Below are 15,048 nucleotides of genomic sequence, written 5' to 3' on the forward strand. Positions count from 1 at the left end.
GAGTTATGGTATATGAAAAGAAAATCATTATTAATAAGTTTAATTTTTTTATTGACAATACTTGTCTTATCGGCTTGTGCAGGGAATGTTGAATCACCACCTGAAGAAAACTCAGATATGGAACAAGAGTCTGATTCCATGGAAGAAGGAATGGATCATTCATCTATGGATGATGATGCAATTGAGAATGGTCATATGAGTCATGATGAGGTGGTAAGTTTAAATGGTTCAACAGGGGAAAATGAATTGAAAATACCTCCTTTGCTTGAAAGCGATAATGAAGAAGAAGTTGTATACACTGTTCGAGCACAAGAAGGAGAGACTGAAATATTCGATGGTACTAATACGAAAACATATGGATACAATGGGTCATTTTTAGGACCAGTGCTTCAATTTGAAGAAGGCGATACGGTGAAAATTAGAACGATAAATGAGTTAGATGAGGAGACAACTTTTCATTGGCACGGGCTGGAAGTATCAGGTGAAGAAGACGGTGGGCCACATAATTCATTAAAGCCAGGAGAAGAAGAGCTGATCGAATTTGAAGTGACACAAGAAGCCTCGACGTTATGGTTCCATCCCCATCCAGAAGGGAAAACCTCTGAACAGGTTTACAATGGACTTGCAGGATTGATTTATATAGAAGATGACAACTCTAAGAGTCTTGGATTGCCAAATGAGTATGGAAAGAATGATATTCCCTTGATTTTCCAAGATAAAACATTTGATGATCAGAAACAATTGAATTACAGTGCTGCTATGAATGATGATGGAACAATCGGTGATACGTCATTGGTAAACGGGACGTTAAATCCGAAGTTGACCGTAGGGAAAGAAAAGGTTCGTCTTCGTCTCTTAAATGGGTCCAATGCGAGGAATTACACTTTTAAATTGAATACAGGGGATTCCTTTGTGCAAGTTGCAACGGATGGAGGTTTCCTGAATAAACCAGTGACACTAGATGAAATTACACTGACCCCATCAGAACGGGCGGAAATAATTATTGATTTTTCGCAGCTTAACTCTGAAGATGGGTTGGCGTTAATAAATGAGGAGGATGGTTCGATCCTTTTACCATTTGAAGTTTCTGGTCAAAGTGGAGAGGATAGCAGTATTCCAGAAGAGATGAATGATATTTCAATTACAGAAGAAGAGATGAACTTACCAGTAACAAAAAACGTGGAACTCTTTGGAATGATGGATATGGTAACGATAAATGGAAAGAAATTTGATCCGGAAAGAATTGATTTCACACAAGATCAAGGGGTCACTGAAGTGTGGGAAATTTACAATAAACCTGACATGATGGGCGGAATGATTCATCCATTTCACATTCACGGAGCTCAATTTAAAATACTTTCTCGAAATGGAGAAGAACCACCAGAAAATGAGCGGGGATGGAAAGACAGTATTTCTATTGAACCAGATGAAACAGTTAAAATAGCTATACAATTCAAGCAAAAAGGCGTGTATATGTTCCATTGTCATATTCTTGAACATGAAGACAACGGCATGATGGGACAGGTGAAGGTAGAATAGAGTATGGTCCATAATATAGCGTTAGACATGTAAAAAAGAATTATTAAGCTGCCAGTGTGATTAGTTCATACTGGCAATTTTAAAATTCATTAATCGATGAAAAAGGGGTATTTTACTTTTTTCCATGTTACATGATATCTATCAAGTCTGATGTTCAATTTATGCCCAACTTTTTACTCGCTCCATTGTAAAAAAGACGTGATATTTATAAAATATTTGAGTAATTTTCCCCATTTGGATTTTGATTTAAACGGATGTTCCTTATAAAGGACTTACTTAATCAAACAGTTAATTGTATACTGAATTTATCAAAAATTACATATATTATTTTTATAAATGTACTTAAACTAATTGGTAGGATACTTTAAAAAAAATTTAATAATATACTTGACTGTGTATCTAGATACACGGTTTATTATTTTTATAGGAGGTGAAATATGTGAGTTATCGTATTAGTGCATTTGCAGAAAAATGTGGAGTGAATAAAGAGACAATTAGATATTACGAACAAAAATCATTATTAAAGGAACCTTCTCGAACAAATGCTGGTTATCGGGTATACTCAGATAATGATGTTAGGCGAGTAGGTTTTATTAAACATATTCAAGAGCTTGGTTTCTCTTTAAATGAAATTTATAAATTACTTGGGATTGTAGATAAAGATGAAGTTCGCTGTGAAAATATGTTTGAATTTGTTTCCAAAAAAGAAAAGGAAGTACAAAAAAAAATAGAAGATTTAAAGCGAATTGAAGTCATGCTAAAAGATTTAAAACAACGGTGCCCAGATGAAAAACAACTACATGAATGTCCAATAATTGAAACACTGATTGGGGAACAATAAAAGGAATAAGAAAAAATATAGAACAGGATGATGAGTAAATGAATAAATTTAAGATAAACATTCACGGAATGACTTGTACAGGTTGTGAAGAGCATGTAGCATTAGCACTTCAAAATATAGGAGCTAATAATGTTGAAGCTAGTTTTCGTCGTGGTGAAGCAGTATTTGAGTTACCTGAGAATATTGGAGTTAAAACTGCAAACAAGGCGATTAAAGAAGCAAAATATCAACCTGGAGAAATAGAAGAAGTACCATCACAAGAAAATATGGTGCTAGGTAATGAAGGGGATTATGACTTACTTATCATTGGTTCTGGTGGTGCAGCTTTTTCGGCTGCGATTAAAGCAATTGAATATGGGGCGAAAGTAGTCATGATTGAACGTGAAACCATTGGAGGAACATGCGTGAATACAGGTTGTGTTCCATCAAAGACACTTCTTAGAGCTGGGAAAATCAATCATTTGGCTAAGGTGAATCCATTTAAAGGATTGCAAATTTCCGCGGGAGATGTAGAATTAGCACCTTTAATCAGGCAAAAAAATGAATTGGTTAATAGGCTTAGGCACCAAAAATACATTGATTTAATTAATGAATATGGCTTTGATTTAATTAAGGGTGAAGCTAAATTTATTGATAAAAATACAATTGAAGTCAACGGAGAGAAACTTTCTGCAAAGCACTTTTTAATTGCAACAGGTGCTTCTCCTTCTTTACCGGAAATTTCAGGACTTAAAGAAGTGGATTATCTAACAAGTACAACACTACTTGAATTAAAAAAGGTGCCTGAACGCTTAACGGTTATTGGTTCAGGATATATCGGAATGGAGCTTGGGCAACTATTTCATAATTTAGGTTCAGAAGTAACGCTTATGCAAAGAAGTGAACGTCTTTTAAAAGAATATGACCCAGAGATTTCAGAAGCTGTAGAAAAGGCTTTAGTTGAACAGGGTATAAATCTTGTGAAAGGGGCAACCTTTGAGTGGGTAGAACAAGTTGGAGGAAACAAAAAGATTTACGTAACGGTAAATGGTAAGAAAAAAGTTGTGGAATCAGAGCAGTTACTTGTGGCAACAGGGAGAAAACCAAATACGGATTCTTTAAATTTAAGTGCAGCAGGTATTGAAGTTGGAAAACGAAAAGAAATCGTGATAAATGATTATGCTAGGACAAGTAATGAGAAGGTTTATGCAGCAGGAGATGTAACATTGGGACCTCAATTTGTTTATGTAGCAGCCTATGAAGGTGGAATTGTTGCTGACAATGCGATTCGTGGGTTAAATAAAAAATTAAATTTGTCTGTTGTTCCTGGCATAACGTTTATAAATCCGGCAATTGCAACAGTTGGTTTAACAGAAAAACAAGCAAAAGAAAAGGGATATGAAGTCAAAACATCTGTGTTGCCTTTAGACACCATTCCAAGAGCGTTAGTAAATCATGAAACAACAGGGGTTTTTAAGCTTGTTGCTGATTCAAAAACATTGAAAGTGCTTGGAGTTCATATTGTATCTGAAAATGCAGGAGATGTGATTTATGCAGCTACATTAGTCGTTAAGTTTGGATTAACCGTAGAGGATTTAAAAGAAAGTCTTGCACCGTATTTAACAATGGCAGAGGGTTTAAAATTAGCTGCTCTTACATTTGATAAAGATGTATCAAAATTATCATGCTGTGCCGGGTAAAAACTCCTTATTGATAATAGCTTCAATTAATTGAATAAGTATAACTTCACTATTTTATGCTTTACTCGAACTATAGAATCCATTTTGATTAATCTTTTTCCAAAATGGATTCTTTTATTTAACGTAAAACACGAGTTTACATGGTATTTTTAATCAAACCTTATTTAAAAGCCACATATTGCCCAATCTAAAGTTTTTCTAATGATATTCTTATTATTAAAAGAAAACCCTAGCTCTAGGGTTTTTCAAACTCACAAATGCTTTCTATCAAATTTAAATAAGTTGCATTGTCGTAATACAAGTTGGGTCATCCTCGAATGTAGATATGGTTGATTCTACCTGTTTGTCATCTAAAGTAATAATGACTTTAAACTCCTGATCTCTTGGTAGCCATAAATCAATAAAGCCGTTGTCAAAGGATTCAATCGATTCATCAATAAGTACATTTCCATTGGCATTTTCGATATAAACTTCAAATGGAGTATTCACTAGCTCACCTTGACATCCTGTAAGACTATGGAATGTACATGGGTGTGTTTCATTGATAAAGGGAGCAATCGATACATAAAACTCATCATCAGGTAAATCATAATTGACTTCTTTATTATCTTTTTCAACTACTAATTGGCTAGTATCTACTGAAGCAGAGGTAGCACTTATTTGATCTGTGCTGTAATCGTGTATTAATGATTTAACATCTACTTCAGATGATTGATTAGTATTACTGTTACAAGCTGCTAAAATAACCAAAAGAAACAAACAAACAAACACTATTTGATTTTTCAAATAGACAACTCCTTACCATATAAAATATATAGCATTATTATAACACCTAAATAAAATAAAAAGTTCATGTTCATAGAATTGTTAAAATTATTAAAAATTCAACGCTGAGGACAATGAGAAATGAAAGTAATGCAAAATTATTTTCTGTAAATTTTTTCTTGTTGAATACTATACGGGGGTATGATATTATGTTTTTAAGGAAACTTTAAATATATTAATGAAAAGCTCCTGTAATTAGATTGAATGGAGGGCTGTTTGATGAATGTTGCAGATCAAACATTAAAGAAAGGGCTAAGTACCAATGATAAGATAAAAATAATTATTATATTAGCGGTTCCGGCTGTAATAGAAAACTTTTTTCAGACGATGCTAGGATTTGCAGATACATTTTTTGTTGCTCAAATTGGTTTGGATGAAGTATCTGCAGTTGGGGTAACGAACGCTATACTAGCAATTTATTTTGCAATTTTTATGGCAATAGGTGTTGGTGTCAATGTGTTAATGGCTAATGCAACTGGTGCAGGCGACTATGAACGTGCCTCAAAAGTTGCACAGCAAGGAGTAATTTTGACCACTATTGTAGGTGGCCTAACAGGTATGTTAACACTGATTTTTGCAGAACCTCTTTTAAGCCTTCTTGGTGTAGAACAACAAGTGTTAGAGATTGGTGTAGTATACTTTAGAATTGTTGCTGTTCCTTCTATACTCATGGCTTATATGTTTGTGATGAGTAGTATTTTAAGGGGAGTTGGAGATACAAAATCACCAATGAAAGCAGTTATTATTGCAAATATTGTCAATATTATTTTGGATTATATCTTTATCTTTGGCTTCTTGTTTATACCTGCACTAGGTATCGTAGGGGCTGGATTAGCCGGAGTAATTGCACGTCTGGTTGGTACATTTGTGCTTATTTTATATATTAAGAAAAATAATCAGATTATGTTTCAAAAGAACTGGTGGAGGTTTGATAAGGTTTATCAAAAAGAGCTTTTAGGTTTAGGTGCTCCAGCAGCAGGTGAGCGCCTGGCAATGAGAATAGGGCAGGTCGTTTATTTTGGCTTCATTGTTGCATTAGGTACAAGTACATTTGCAGCACATCAAATAGCAGGGAATATCGAGACATTTTCTTATATGATTGCTTATGGTTTTGCTGCTGCCGCAACTATTATTGTAGGCAAACAAGTAGGAGCAGGTAATTATGAAGAAGCTAAAAGTTATGCAAAATTAATCTCCATTCTATCAGCTGTATTTATGGTTTTCATGGGAGTATTATTATTTATTCTTGGAGAATGGATAGGCGGTTTTTTCAGTGAAGATCCAGTAGTTGTATCTGAAATAAGTATTGCACTAAAAATAGCAGCATTATTCCAGCCTTTTCTAGCGATATTGCTTATTCTTACAGGAGCATATCAAGGTGCTAGAAATACAAAATACCCTATGTATTTAACAACGATTGTGATGTGGTTGATTCGAACACTTTTTGTATATCTCTTAGCAATTCAAATGCAGTTAGGGATAGCAGGTGTCTGGGTAGCAATCGGTATTGATATCGTGATACGCGCCGTTGTTATGTGGTACAGAATGGAAAAAGACAAATGGATTAAATCCAAAAAGAAGATGTCATTTAAAGATAAAGTAGAATGTCAATGTCATCCAAAGACAAAACAACCAAACATGAATGAATGTGTTAATAATTATTAAAATGTCATTTTTAATCAAAAAAAGATGTTACTTTATAACTGGTTATGGACGGATTAAGGTCCAGATTTCAATAAATGACTTGGGAGGGAAATATCATGACAAAAAAAGTTGTTATCATAGGTGGTGTAGCAGGTGGGGCAACAGCCGCCGCAAGGTTAAGAAGAATAAGTGAAGAAATAGAAATTGTGCTTTTCGAAAGAGGAGAACATATTTCATTTGCGAATTGTGGATTACCTTACTACATCGGAGAAACAATTAAGGATCGCAATAAATTATTAGTACAAACTGTGGAAGGTATGTCGGAACGATTTAATCTCGACATACGTAATTTGAGTGAAGTAGTGAACATCGACACAGATAAAAAACAGGTGACAGTTAATAACCTAAAAAGCGGAGAAACGTACAAAGAATCCTATGATAAATTATTGTTATCACCGGGAGCCAAACCAATTGTACCTGCGATACCAGGGTTAAAGGAAAATAATTCGTTATTTACATTAAGAAATATTCCCGACACAGATGCTATCAAACGTTATGTGGATAATCACCTGCCACAAAGAACTGTCATTGTTGGTGGTGGATTTATTGGTGTTGAGATGGCGGAGAATCTTGCTAACAGAGGGATAAAGGTTACCATAGTTGAAATGGCCAATCAAATCATGGCACCGATTGATATGGAAATGGCAGCTATTCTGCACACGCATTTAAGAGAAAAAGGGGTTCAATTGATTCTGGACAATGGAGTTCAATCATTTGCAGAGGAAGGAAAGAAGATTATACTTTCTGATGGGACGGAACTTCAAACAGATATGACGATTCTTTCTATCGGTGTTATGCCGGAAAATGAACTGGCGAAATCAGCAGGACTTTCATTAGGGCAACGTGGAGGAATCATCGTGAATGACTATCTGCAAACATCCAATGATCATATCTATGCGGTTGGGGATGCGGTCGAAGTAGCAGATTATATCACAGGCACAAAGACAATGATTCCACTTGCTGGACCAGCGAATCGACAAGGTCGTATTGCGGCTAACAATTTAATGGGTAAAAAAGAGAAATATCAAGGGACAGTAGGCACATCCATTGCAAAGGTGTTTGATTTGACCGTTGCATCCACAGGAAATAATGAAAAAACACTTAAACGGCTAAGGATTCCCTACGAAGTGGTCCATGTTCATCCAAGCTCTCACGCTAATTATTATCCAGAAGCTGTACCAATTTCCCTAAAGTTACTTTTTGATAAAGAAACAGGAAAAATCTTCGGTGCTCAGGCTGTTGGAGAAGAAGGCGTGGATAAACGCATGGACGTTATCACTACAGCCATAAAAGGCGGGTTAACTGTAGAAGATTTAACAAATTTAGAGTTATCCTATGCACCGCCTTATTCATCAGCAAAAGATCCAGTGAATATGGCAGGGTATGTAGCTGCGAACATCATAGACGGGGAATTAGAACATATCCAGTGGCATGAAGTAGACCAGATTGTTGCTGATGGGAGGTTATTAATTGATGTTCGTAACTCAGGGGAACGTGAATCTGGTTATATCAAAGGATCTGTTAATATTCCGCTACATGAGTTAAGAAATTCTCTTGATACTATACCAAAAGATCAGACCATTTATGTAAGTTGTCAAGTTGGTTTAAGAGGGTATCTAGCTAGTCGTATTCTAAAAAATAATGGATTTGAAGTGAAAAATGTAGATGGCGGATGGAAGACGTATTCCTCTGTTTTTGGGAATCAACAAGCATTGTAAAAAAGGGGAGAGAAATAATGTATTACTGGCTGATGGGGTATAAGTAAGCATGAAAGAAAATCGAACTAAAAAGCTAAAGTGTGATTCATTTTTTACCCGCCACTTTTTATGAGCAATGTGTACTCAGGTTTTCGTTACTATGAATTATTTAAAAAGAGAGTAATGATACCTAAATGCGAGATAATATATAAATATAAATTAAAGGAGCGATTATAATGATGAAATCAGAAGGAATAATACAAAATGCAACAGAAGGAAAAAAGGCAGTGGAGCCACGGACAGATAAAGAAAAGGAACGTGTAATTAATCGTTTAAAACGTGTAGAAGGCCAAGTTCGTGGACTTCAAAATATGGTTGAAAATGATCGTTACTGTATGGATATTCTTATTCAATTATCTGCCGTGCAGTCAGCTTTAAAGAAAGTTGGCTTTTCTGTCATGGAACGACATGCAAAAACATGTATGACTCATTCTATTAAGGATGGAAATGAAGAAGAAGTTATTGATGAATTGTTAGCAGTTATTAATCAGTACTCTAAATAATATAAGAGAACAATCCTTCATAAAAAGTTTATAGAGAAAATGAAATAACTTTCTCTATAAGCTTTTTATTTATTTTAAATAAAATACTTGAATACCTTCTGGGGGTATGGTATATTGGCAGTAAGGAAATATAAAGTAATTATTTGATTTTAGAAGGGAGCGTTTACATGAAGGAGATTGCTCAACTAGTCCCCCATATGGATCAAAAGGAAAACTGTTGTAAAGACGGAGAGGTAATTATGTCAGATGATATTCAAAAGCAGCTGATGAATCGAATGAGTCGCATTGAAGGACAGGTAAAGGGAGTAAAACGAATGATTGACCGAAATGTATATTGTGATGATATATTAAATCAAATGGCTGCCGTACAATCGGCATTACATGCTGTTTCTCGATTACTATTGGAAAGTCATATTCATACTTGTGTCATTGAAAAATTGGAAAAAAAAGATCCAGAAGTTATATCTGAATTCATGACGACGATTTCTAAAATAATGAAATAAATTTTTCACTTGACAATACCTAACTAGGGTATGGTAATATATAAATGTAATCAGAAAGGAGGGATGATTCATGACAAACAAAACACTTAACGTACAAGGCATGTCTTGCGGGCATTGCGTCAGCTCCATTGAAGGCAGTGTTGGTGAATTAAACGGTGTTGAATCCGTCAAAGTTCATTTACAAGATGGAAAGGTCGATATCACTTTTGATGGAGATAAAGTGGACTTGAAAGACATCACAGAAGCGATTGAAGACCAAGGATATGATGTTGCATAAGGAATGTGCAGCAAAACATGCTTCATTTTTTTCGTTAAATAAAAAGGATAATCGTGCAAAACCTGCACGATTTCCTTTTCAATTATATTATACCCTGTCCTGGTATGAGGAAGGAGGAAAATAAAAAAATGGAAACACAAAAAGAAGTTAGTTTACAGATTCAAGGTATGACTTGTGCAGCATGCGCCACCAAGATTGAAAAAGGTTTAAATAAAATGGATGGTGTGGCAGAAGCCAATGTCAACTTTGCAATAGAGAAGACAAAAGTTACTTATAATCCATCTGTCACAAGTGTACAGGATTTTGAAGAGAAAATTGAAAAATTGGGTTACCATGTAGCACATGATAAACAAACCTTTGATATTTCCGGTATGACTTGTGCGGCATGTGCTACTAAAATTGAAAAGCGATTAAATAAAATGGAAGGTGTAGCAAGTGCCTCCGTGAATTTTGCATTAGAAAACGTGGCAGTGGATTATGATCAAGGTCAAGTGACGGTAAACGATATGATTGAAACGGTCAAAAAGCTTGGTTATAGCTTAAAAACACAAACTTCTAAAGAAGATACTGCCAATAGTAAGGATGAAGAAATTCGTCATCAGACAGGGAAATTTATTTTCTCAGCCATTTTAACTTTACCGTTATTGTGGACGATGGTGACACATTTTGAATTTACGTCCTTTATTTATTCGCCAGATATGTTAATGAACCCATGGGTACAGTTAGCTTTAGCAGCACCAGTACAATTTATTGTAGGGGCTCAGTTCTATAAATCTGCGTATAAAGCCTTGAAGAATGGCAGTGCCAACATGGACGTTCTTGTTGCATTAGGTACATCCGTTGCCTTCTTCTATAGTATTTTCTTGGGTTACGAGTGGCAAGTACAGGGGCAAGTCGGTATGCCAGAACTCTATTTTGAAGCTGCGGCAGTGATTATCACTTTGATCATTCTTGGAAAACTATTCGAAGTTCGCGCCAAAGGACGTACTGGTCAGGCTATTCAAAAATTACTTGGTATGCAGGCAAAAACAGCTAGGGTAATCAGAAATGGGGAGGAACAAGAGATTGCGATTGAAGAAGTTATCGTTGGTGATACCATCATGGTACGACCAGGTGAAAAGATTCCAGTTGATGGGCAAATTGTCAAAGGGGAATCCGCAGTCGATGAATCAATGATAACGGGTGAAAGTATTCCGGTTGATAAGAAAACAGGGGATGTAGCTATTGGGTCAACGATTAATAAAAATGGTCTGCTGACAATTGAAGCGACCAAAGTTGGTAAAGATACAGCTCTTTCTCAAATTGTTAAAGTGGTTGAAGAGGCACAAGGAAGTAAAGCTGATATTCAAAGGGTAGCTGACCGTGTATCGGGTATCTTTGTTCCCATTGTTGTGTTAATTGCTATTGCGGCGTCTCTAGTATGGTATTTTATCGTTGCACCTGGTGATCTCCGTTCCGCATTAGTTCCTGCTATCACTATACTTGTGATTGCTTGCCCATGTGCACTTGGTTTGGCAACTCCAACCTCTGTGATGGCTGGATCAGGAAGAGCAGCAGAACTCGGTGTTCTATTTAAAGGTGGAGAGTATTTGGAAAATACCCGTTCCCTAACGACGATTGTGTTAGATAAAACAGGAACTGTCACCAAAGGAGAACCAGAATTGACTGATGTTCTTCCGAATCAACATTTCACGGAAGAAGAAGTTCTTTATTACGTTGCCTCGGCTGAAAACAATTCAGAACATCCACTTGCAGAGGCGATTGTTAAAGGTGCAAAAGCAATGGGGGTTCAAGTAAAAGAATCAGATTCCTTTGAAGCAATCCCGGGATACGGTATTCAAGCTTCCATAAATGGAAAAATGATTTATGTTGGAACCAGAAAACTAATGAAACAGCAAAATATAACGGTTGATTCTGTGGAAAACCAAATGACAAAGTTAGAATCAGAAGGTAAGACAGCGATGTTAATTGGAATAGACAACCAATTAGCTGGTGTCATTGCGGTTGCTGATACAGTGAAAGAAACGTCTAAGGCTGCTATTCACCGTATGCATCAACTAGGTTTAGAGGTCATTATGCTTACAGGGGATAATGAACGGACTGCAGAAGCTATTGGAAAACAAGTTGGTATTGATCATGTGATTGCGGAAGTAGTGCCGGAACAAAAGGCAGAGCAAATTAAAATGCTACAAGATATGGATAAAAAAGTAGCGATGGTCGGTGATGGTGTCAATGACGCACCTGCCTTAGCTGTAGCCGATATCGGGATGGCAATTGGTACGGGAACAGATGTAGCGATTGAAGCAGCAGATATAACATTAATGCGTGGAGATTTGAACAGCGTGGCAGACAGTGTGGAAATCAGTGCAAAGACCATGCGTAATATCAAGCAAAATTTATTCTTTGCCTTCTTCTATAATTCGGCTTCCATTCCAGTTGCTGCAATTGGTCTATTAGCTCCTTGGGTTGCTGGAGCAGCAATGGCATTCAGTTCTGTATCTGTAGTGCTTAACGCTTTACGATTACAGCGATTAAAGCTAAAAGGAGGCCAATAATTATGTCCGTAAAAAAGTGGGTATCTCTAGGGATTGTCTATGTAGTCATTGTTTTTGCAGGATATAGTGTGATTACAGGAAACAATCCTTTGGCCAGTGGTGAAATGGAGCACGATGGACATAGTGACGAAGAGGCTGGGCATGAGGAGCATAATAATGATGAAGCTTCACAAGAAGATGGGACCGATCATGAAGACCATAATACAGAAAGTAATTCAGAGGAGGAAGAAGACATGGACCATAAACATGAGCACGAGCATGGACATGAAACGGATTCAGAAGTAAAAACGGATGTGTCCTATGATAATGAAGAACTTGTCATCTCATTGGAAGATGATACAGGAGCAGCACCAGAACTCGCTATCGAGCATGAAAAAGAAATGCATTTTATTCTGATCTCTAACGATTTGGAAGAGTATTATCATCTCCATCCTGAAAAAGAAGAGGAAGGAAGATTTCGAGTTAATCAAGCCTTAGAAGATGGAACGTATCAAGCATTTGTTGATATTGTGCCGGAAAACAAAGCTTATACACCTGCTCCAAACCTATTACAGGTTGGAACAGAAGAAACAGCCAAAGCACATTTACATGCGGATAATGAATGGACAAAAGAAGTAGATGGAAAAACAGTGACCTTAGAAGAAGTGGAAGCAATAGCTGGAGAAGAGGTTCCTTTGAATTTTGATATGCAAGGGGAACAACCGGAAACACACCTTGGTGCTTTAGGTCATGTGGTGATTGTAGATGAAGAGGTAGAAGAATATATCCATGTTCACCCTGCGTCAGATGATTCCACGACGTTTAATGCTCATTTCACAAATCCAGGGATGTATAAAGTCTGGGCAGAATTCAAATTTGATGGGGAAATTCATGTATATCCATTTATTTTAGAAGTAAAAGAGTAACTCATTTTAATATAAATCAAATGGAAGGAGTGAGATAAATGGCTAATTATCAATTAGAAATTTATACAAGACCAACTTGTTCTGATTGCCAAGACTTGAAAAAATTCTTGGAAAAACATCGGATACCACACAAACAATATGATTTAACCAAGCAGCCAGAAAAAGAAAAAGAGCTTAAAAGTCGAACAGGGGCTAGAGTGGTTCCCGGAATTGTCTTTTCTCAATCCTCCATTTTAGGTCTAAGAAAAACAAGAAAAAGTATGACAGGGTTTGAAATGAATAAAGAGGAGATTAAACGGCTCTTAGAAGTTGGATAAGGAGTGGTTTATCATATGACACCTTATTTTTAAGGAGGTGATATAAATGGCTAAACCAACGTGCTCTTGCTGCTCACCAAAAGAATCAGCAAAGACTGAGAATGCAAAAACAGATCAGCCAAAAAGTTCATCGAAGAAATAACGTATAAGGCAATCCTAGTATTGTAAGTTTCTCTTTCTGATATTAAATCGTCAGCTGAAACGGTTTAGAGGAAAGTTTAGGTTGATAGCCTAACATTCAGTGAAGGAAAATTTTACCCTTCACTGAATGTCCTTTTAAAATATATAAGTATTTTTTTAATGAAGAGGTGGATTATGTATAAAACAGTCATTTTAGGAACAGGTCCTGCTGGTTTAACATCTGCCATTTATTTAGCCAGAGCAAATATGGAACCATTAATCTTAGAAGGTCCAGAACCAGGTGGACAGTTAACATTGACAACAGCGGTCGAAAATTACCCGGGCTTTTCTGATCCAGTGATGGGACCAGAATTGATAGATACCATGCGGGCACAAGCGAAACGATTTGGAGCACAATTTAAAACGGCTTTAGTAAAAGAAGTAGATTTTTCAAGTCGTCCCTTTCGTTTAGAAGCAGATGGTCTCGGTGAAATTCAAGCGGAATCTGTGATTGTTTCTACTGGTGCCCGGGCGAAAATGTTGGAGATTCCAGGAGAGGCAGAAAACCTTGGTCGCGGAGTAAGTACCTGTGCAACATGCGATGGTTTCTTTTTCCGTGATAAAAAAGTGGTTGTTGTTGGCGGTGGAGATTCTGCTATGGAAGAAGCTTTATTTTTAACAAAGTTTGCGAAAGAAGTACAGGTTATTCATCGAAGGAACGAATTGCGAGCTTCTAAGATTATGCAAGATCGAGCAATGAATAACGAGAAAATATCTTGGATTTTTAACAGTATACCGATGGAAATTCTTTCTCAAAATAATCAGCTCACAGGAATTCGTGTTAAGAATAAAGAAACCCAGGAAGAACAACTTATTGAAACAGATGGTGTCTTTCTAGCGATTGGTCATATACCTAACACCGATTTTTTGAAAGAAGCCATCAATATTTACCCGAATGGATATGTTAAGGTTGAACCTGGTACGACAAATACGAATATACCAGGTGTGTTTGCAGCAGGTGATGTGCAAGATCAAAGATACAAGCAGGCTGTCACAGCAGCTGGAACAGGTTGCATGGCTGCCATGGATGTAGAGACATTTATAGAGACGAATCCTTTAAAGTAACTTTTTTAAACAAGGAAAAGGAAAGGAGGGATTTGTAATGGTCAAAGAATTGAGAGCTAATGAGTTTGACACATTGGTAAAAGCAGAAGAAAAACCTGTTGTGTTGAAATTTACCGCAGACTGGTGCCCAGGCTGTAAGCAGCTAGCTCCTATCGTTGAATCAGTTGCAGAAGAGTTGGAAGAAGAGATTGCATTCTATCATGTTGATGTAGATGAAGAGTTAGAGTTTGCCCAGCAATATCAGGTGATGAGTATTCCAACTTTAATTCTTTTCAAAAACGGGGAAGAGGCAGACAGAGTAACTGCACCGGAAGCAAGTGAGGAAGTCGTTCGAGACTTTTCATCACAATAATAGAGGTTAAAGTTAAGGTACTATCTTTCATGGTGAAGGAGATATC

At 36.6% G+C, this 15,048-nt stretch carries 14 protein-coding genes; 13 read left to right on the forward strand and 1 reads right to left on the reverse strand.

From position 1 onward, the window contains the following. Positions 1 to 12: 12 nt before the first annotated feature. From BN997_RS13900 to merA, 3 genes are all read left to right on the forward strand, one after another. The gene (locus tag BN997_RS13900) at positions 13 to 1,539 is read left to right on the forward strand and encodes a multicopper oxidase family protein (protein WP_042533150.1); all 1,527 of its coding nucleotides are present in this window, start codon (positions 13 to 15) and stop codon (positions 1,537 to 1,539) included. A 439-nt stretch (positions 1,540 to 1,978) separates the two neighbouring features. Next, a complete protein-coding gene (gene merR / locus BN997_RS13905) occupies positions 1,979 to 2,380 on the forward strand; it encodes an Hg(II)-responsive transcriptional regulator (protein WP_042533153.1) in 402 nt (133 codons plus the stop codon). Between the two features lie 38 nt (positions 2,381 to 2,418). Then, entirely contained in the window at positions 2,419 to 4,059 is a 1,641-nt protein-coding gene (merA, locus tag BN997_RS13910; protein WP_042533157.1) for a mercury(II) reductase, read from the forward strand. A gap of 273 nt (positions 4,060 to 4,332) precedes the next feature. On the opposite strand, the gene BN997_RS13915 is transcribed toward merA, so the two are convergent. Next, positions 4,333 to 4,845, reverse strand: coding sequence for a CueP family metal-binding protein (locus tag BN997_RS13915; protein WP_042533159.1), 513 nt, complete (start codon positions 4,843 to 4,845; stop codon positions 4,333 to 4,335). 258 nt (positions 4,846 to 5,103) lie between these two features. Between BN997_RS13915 and BN997_RS13920 the strand changes: the two genes are divergently transcribed. The 10 genes from BN997_RS13920 to BN997_RS13965 all read left to right on the forward strand — a co-directional run bounded on the left by BN997_RS13920 (position 5,104) and on the right by BN997_RS13965 (position 15,002). Then, positions 5,104 to 6,549 (forward strand): MATE family efflux transporter, encoded by a 1,446-nt coding sequence (locus BN997_RS13920; RefSeq protein ID WP_042533161.1) that lies wholly within the window; start codon positions 5,104 to 5,106, stop codon positions 6,547 to 6,549. A 95-nt stretch (positions 6,550 to 6,644) separates the two neighbouring features. Further along, entirely contained in the window at positions 6,645 to 8,306 is a 1,662-nt protein-coding gene (locus tag BN997_RS13925; protein ID WP_042533163.1) for a CoA-disulfide reductase, read from the forward strand. 215 nt (positions 8,307 to 8,521) lie between these two features. Next, positions 8,522 to 8,848, forward strand: a complete 327-nt coding sequence (locus BN997_RS13930; RefSeq protein WP_374705724.1) for a metal-sensitive transcriptional regulator — start codon at positions 8,522 to 8,524, stop codon at positions 8,846 to 8,848. Between the two features lie 167 nt (positions 8,849 to 9,015). Next, on the forward strand, positions 9,016 to 9,351 hold the full coding sequence (locus BN997_RS13935) for a metal-sensing transcriptional repressor (protein ID WP_052485021.1): 336 nt from the start codon (positions 9,016 to 9,018) through the stop codon (positions 9,349 to 9,351). Between the two features lie 70 nt (positions 9,352 to 9,421). Continuing rightward, positions 9,422 to 9,628, forward strand: coding sequence for a copper chaperone CopZ (gene copZ, locus BN997_RS13940; RefSeq protein WP_042533165.1), 207 nt, complete (start codon positions 9,422 to 9,424; stop codon positions 9,626 to 9,628). Positions 9,629 to 9,756: 128 nt separating this feature from the next. Beyond that, positions 9,757 to 12,183: a heavy metal translocating P-type ATPase gene (locus tag BN997_RS13945; RefSeq protein WP_042533167.1), complete on the forward strand. Its 2,427-nt coding sequence runs from the start codon at positions 9,757 to 9,759 to the stop codon at positions 12,181 to 12,183. 2 nt (positions 12,184 to 12,185) lie between these two features. Then, entirely contained in the window at positions 12,186 to 13,088 is a 903-nt protein-coding gene (locus BN997_RS13950) for a hypothetical protein (protein ID WP_244882382.1), read from the forward strand. Between the two features lie 38 nt (positions 13,089 to 13,126). After that, positions 13,127 to 13,405, forward strand: coding sequence for a glutaredoxin family protein (locus tag BN997_RS13955; RefSeq protein WP_042533169.1), 279 nt, complete (start codon positions 13,127 to 13,129; stop codon positions 13,403 to 13,405). 315 nt (positions 13,406 to 13,720) lie between these two features. Beyond that, entirely contained in the window at positions 13,721 to 14,650 is a 930-nt protein-coding gene (gene trxB / locus BN997_RS13960) for a thioredoxin-disulfide reductase (protein ID WP_042533171.1), read from the forward strand. A 37-nt stretch (positions 14,651 to 14,687) separates the two neighbouring features. Continuing rightward, entirely contained in the window at positions 14,688 to 15,002 is a 315-nt protein-coding gene (locus BN997_RS13965) for a thioredoxin family protein (RefSeq protein WP_042533173.1), read from the forward strand. Positions 15,003 to 15,048: the final 46 nt, after the last annotated feature.

Source organism: Oceanobacillus oncorhynchi, assembly GCF_000821065.1.
Lineage (GTDB): Bacteria > Bacillota > Bacilli > Bacillales > Amphibacillaceae > Oceanobacillus > Oceanobacillus oncorhynchi.

Bases quoted from the DNA above. Each gene is read 5' to 3' on its own strand.
- BN997_RS13900 (WP_042533150.1), top strand. From the start codon at position 13: ATGAAAAGAAAATCATTATTAATAAGTTTAATTTTTTTATTGACAATA.
- merA (WP_042533157.1), top strand. From the start codon at position 2,419: ATGAATAAATTTAAGATAAACATTCACGGAATGACTTGTACAGGTTGT.
- BN997_RS13920 (WP_042533161.1), top strand. From the start codon at position 5,104: ATGAATGTTGCAGATCAAACATTAAAGAAAGGGCTAAGTACCAATGAT.
- BN997_RS13925 (WP_042533163.1), top strand. From the start codon at position 6,645: ATGACAAAAAAAGTTGTTATCATAGGTGGTGTAGCAGGTGGGGCAACA.
- BN997_RS13930 (WP_374705724.1), top strand. From the start codon at position 8,522: ATGATGAAATCAGAAGGAATAATACAAAATGCAACAGAAGGAAAAAAG.
- BN997_RS13935 (WP_052485021.1), top strand. From the start codon at position 9,016: ATGAAGGAGATTGCTCAACTAGTCCCCCATATGGATCAAAAGGAAAAC.
- copZ (WP_042533165.1), top strand. From the start codon at position 9,422: ATGACAAACAAAACACTTAACGTACAAGGCATGTCTTGCGGGCATTGC.
- BN997_RS13945 (WP_042533167.1), top strand. From the start codon at position 9,757: ATGGAAACACAAAAAGAAGTTAGTTTACAGATTCAAGGTATGACTTGT.
- BN997_RS13950 (WP_244882382.1), top strand. From the start codon at position 12,186: ATGTCCGTAAAAAAGTGGGTATCTCTAGGGATTGTCTATGTAGTCATT.
- BN997_RS13955 (WP_042533169.1), top strand. From the start codon at position 13,127: ATGGCTAATTATCAATTAGAAATTTATACAAGACCAACTTGTTCTGAT.
- trxB (WP_042533171.1), top strand. From the start codon at position 13,721: ATGTATAAAACAGTCATTTTAGGAACAGGTCCTGCTGGTTTAACATCT.
- BN997_RS13965 (WP_042533173.1), top strand. From the start codon at position 14,688: ATGGTCAAAGAATTGAGAGCTAATGAGTTTGACACATTGGTAAAAGCA.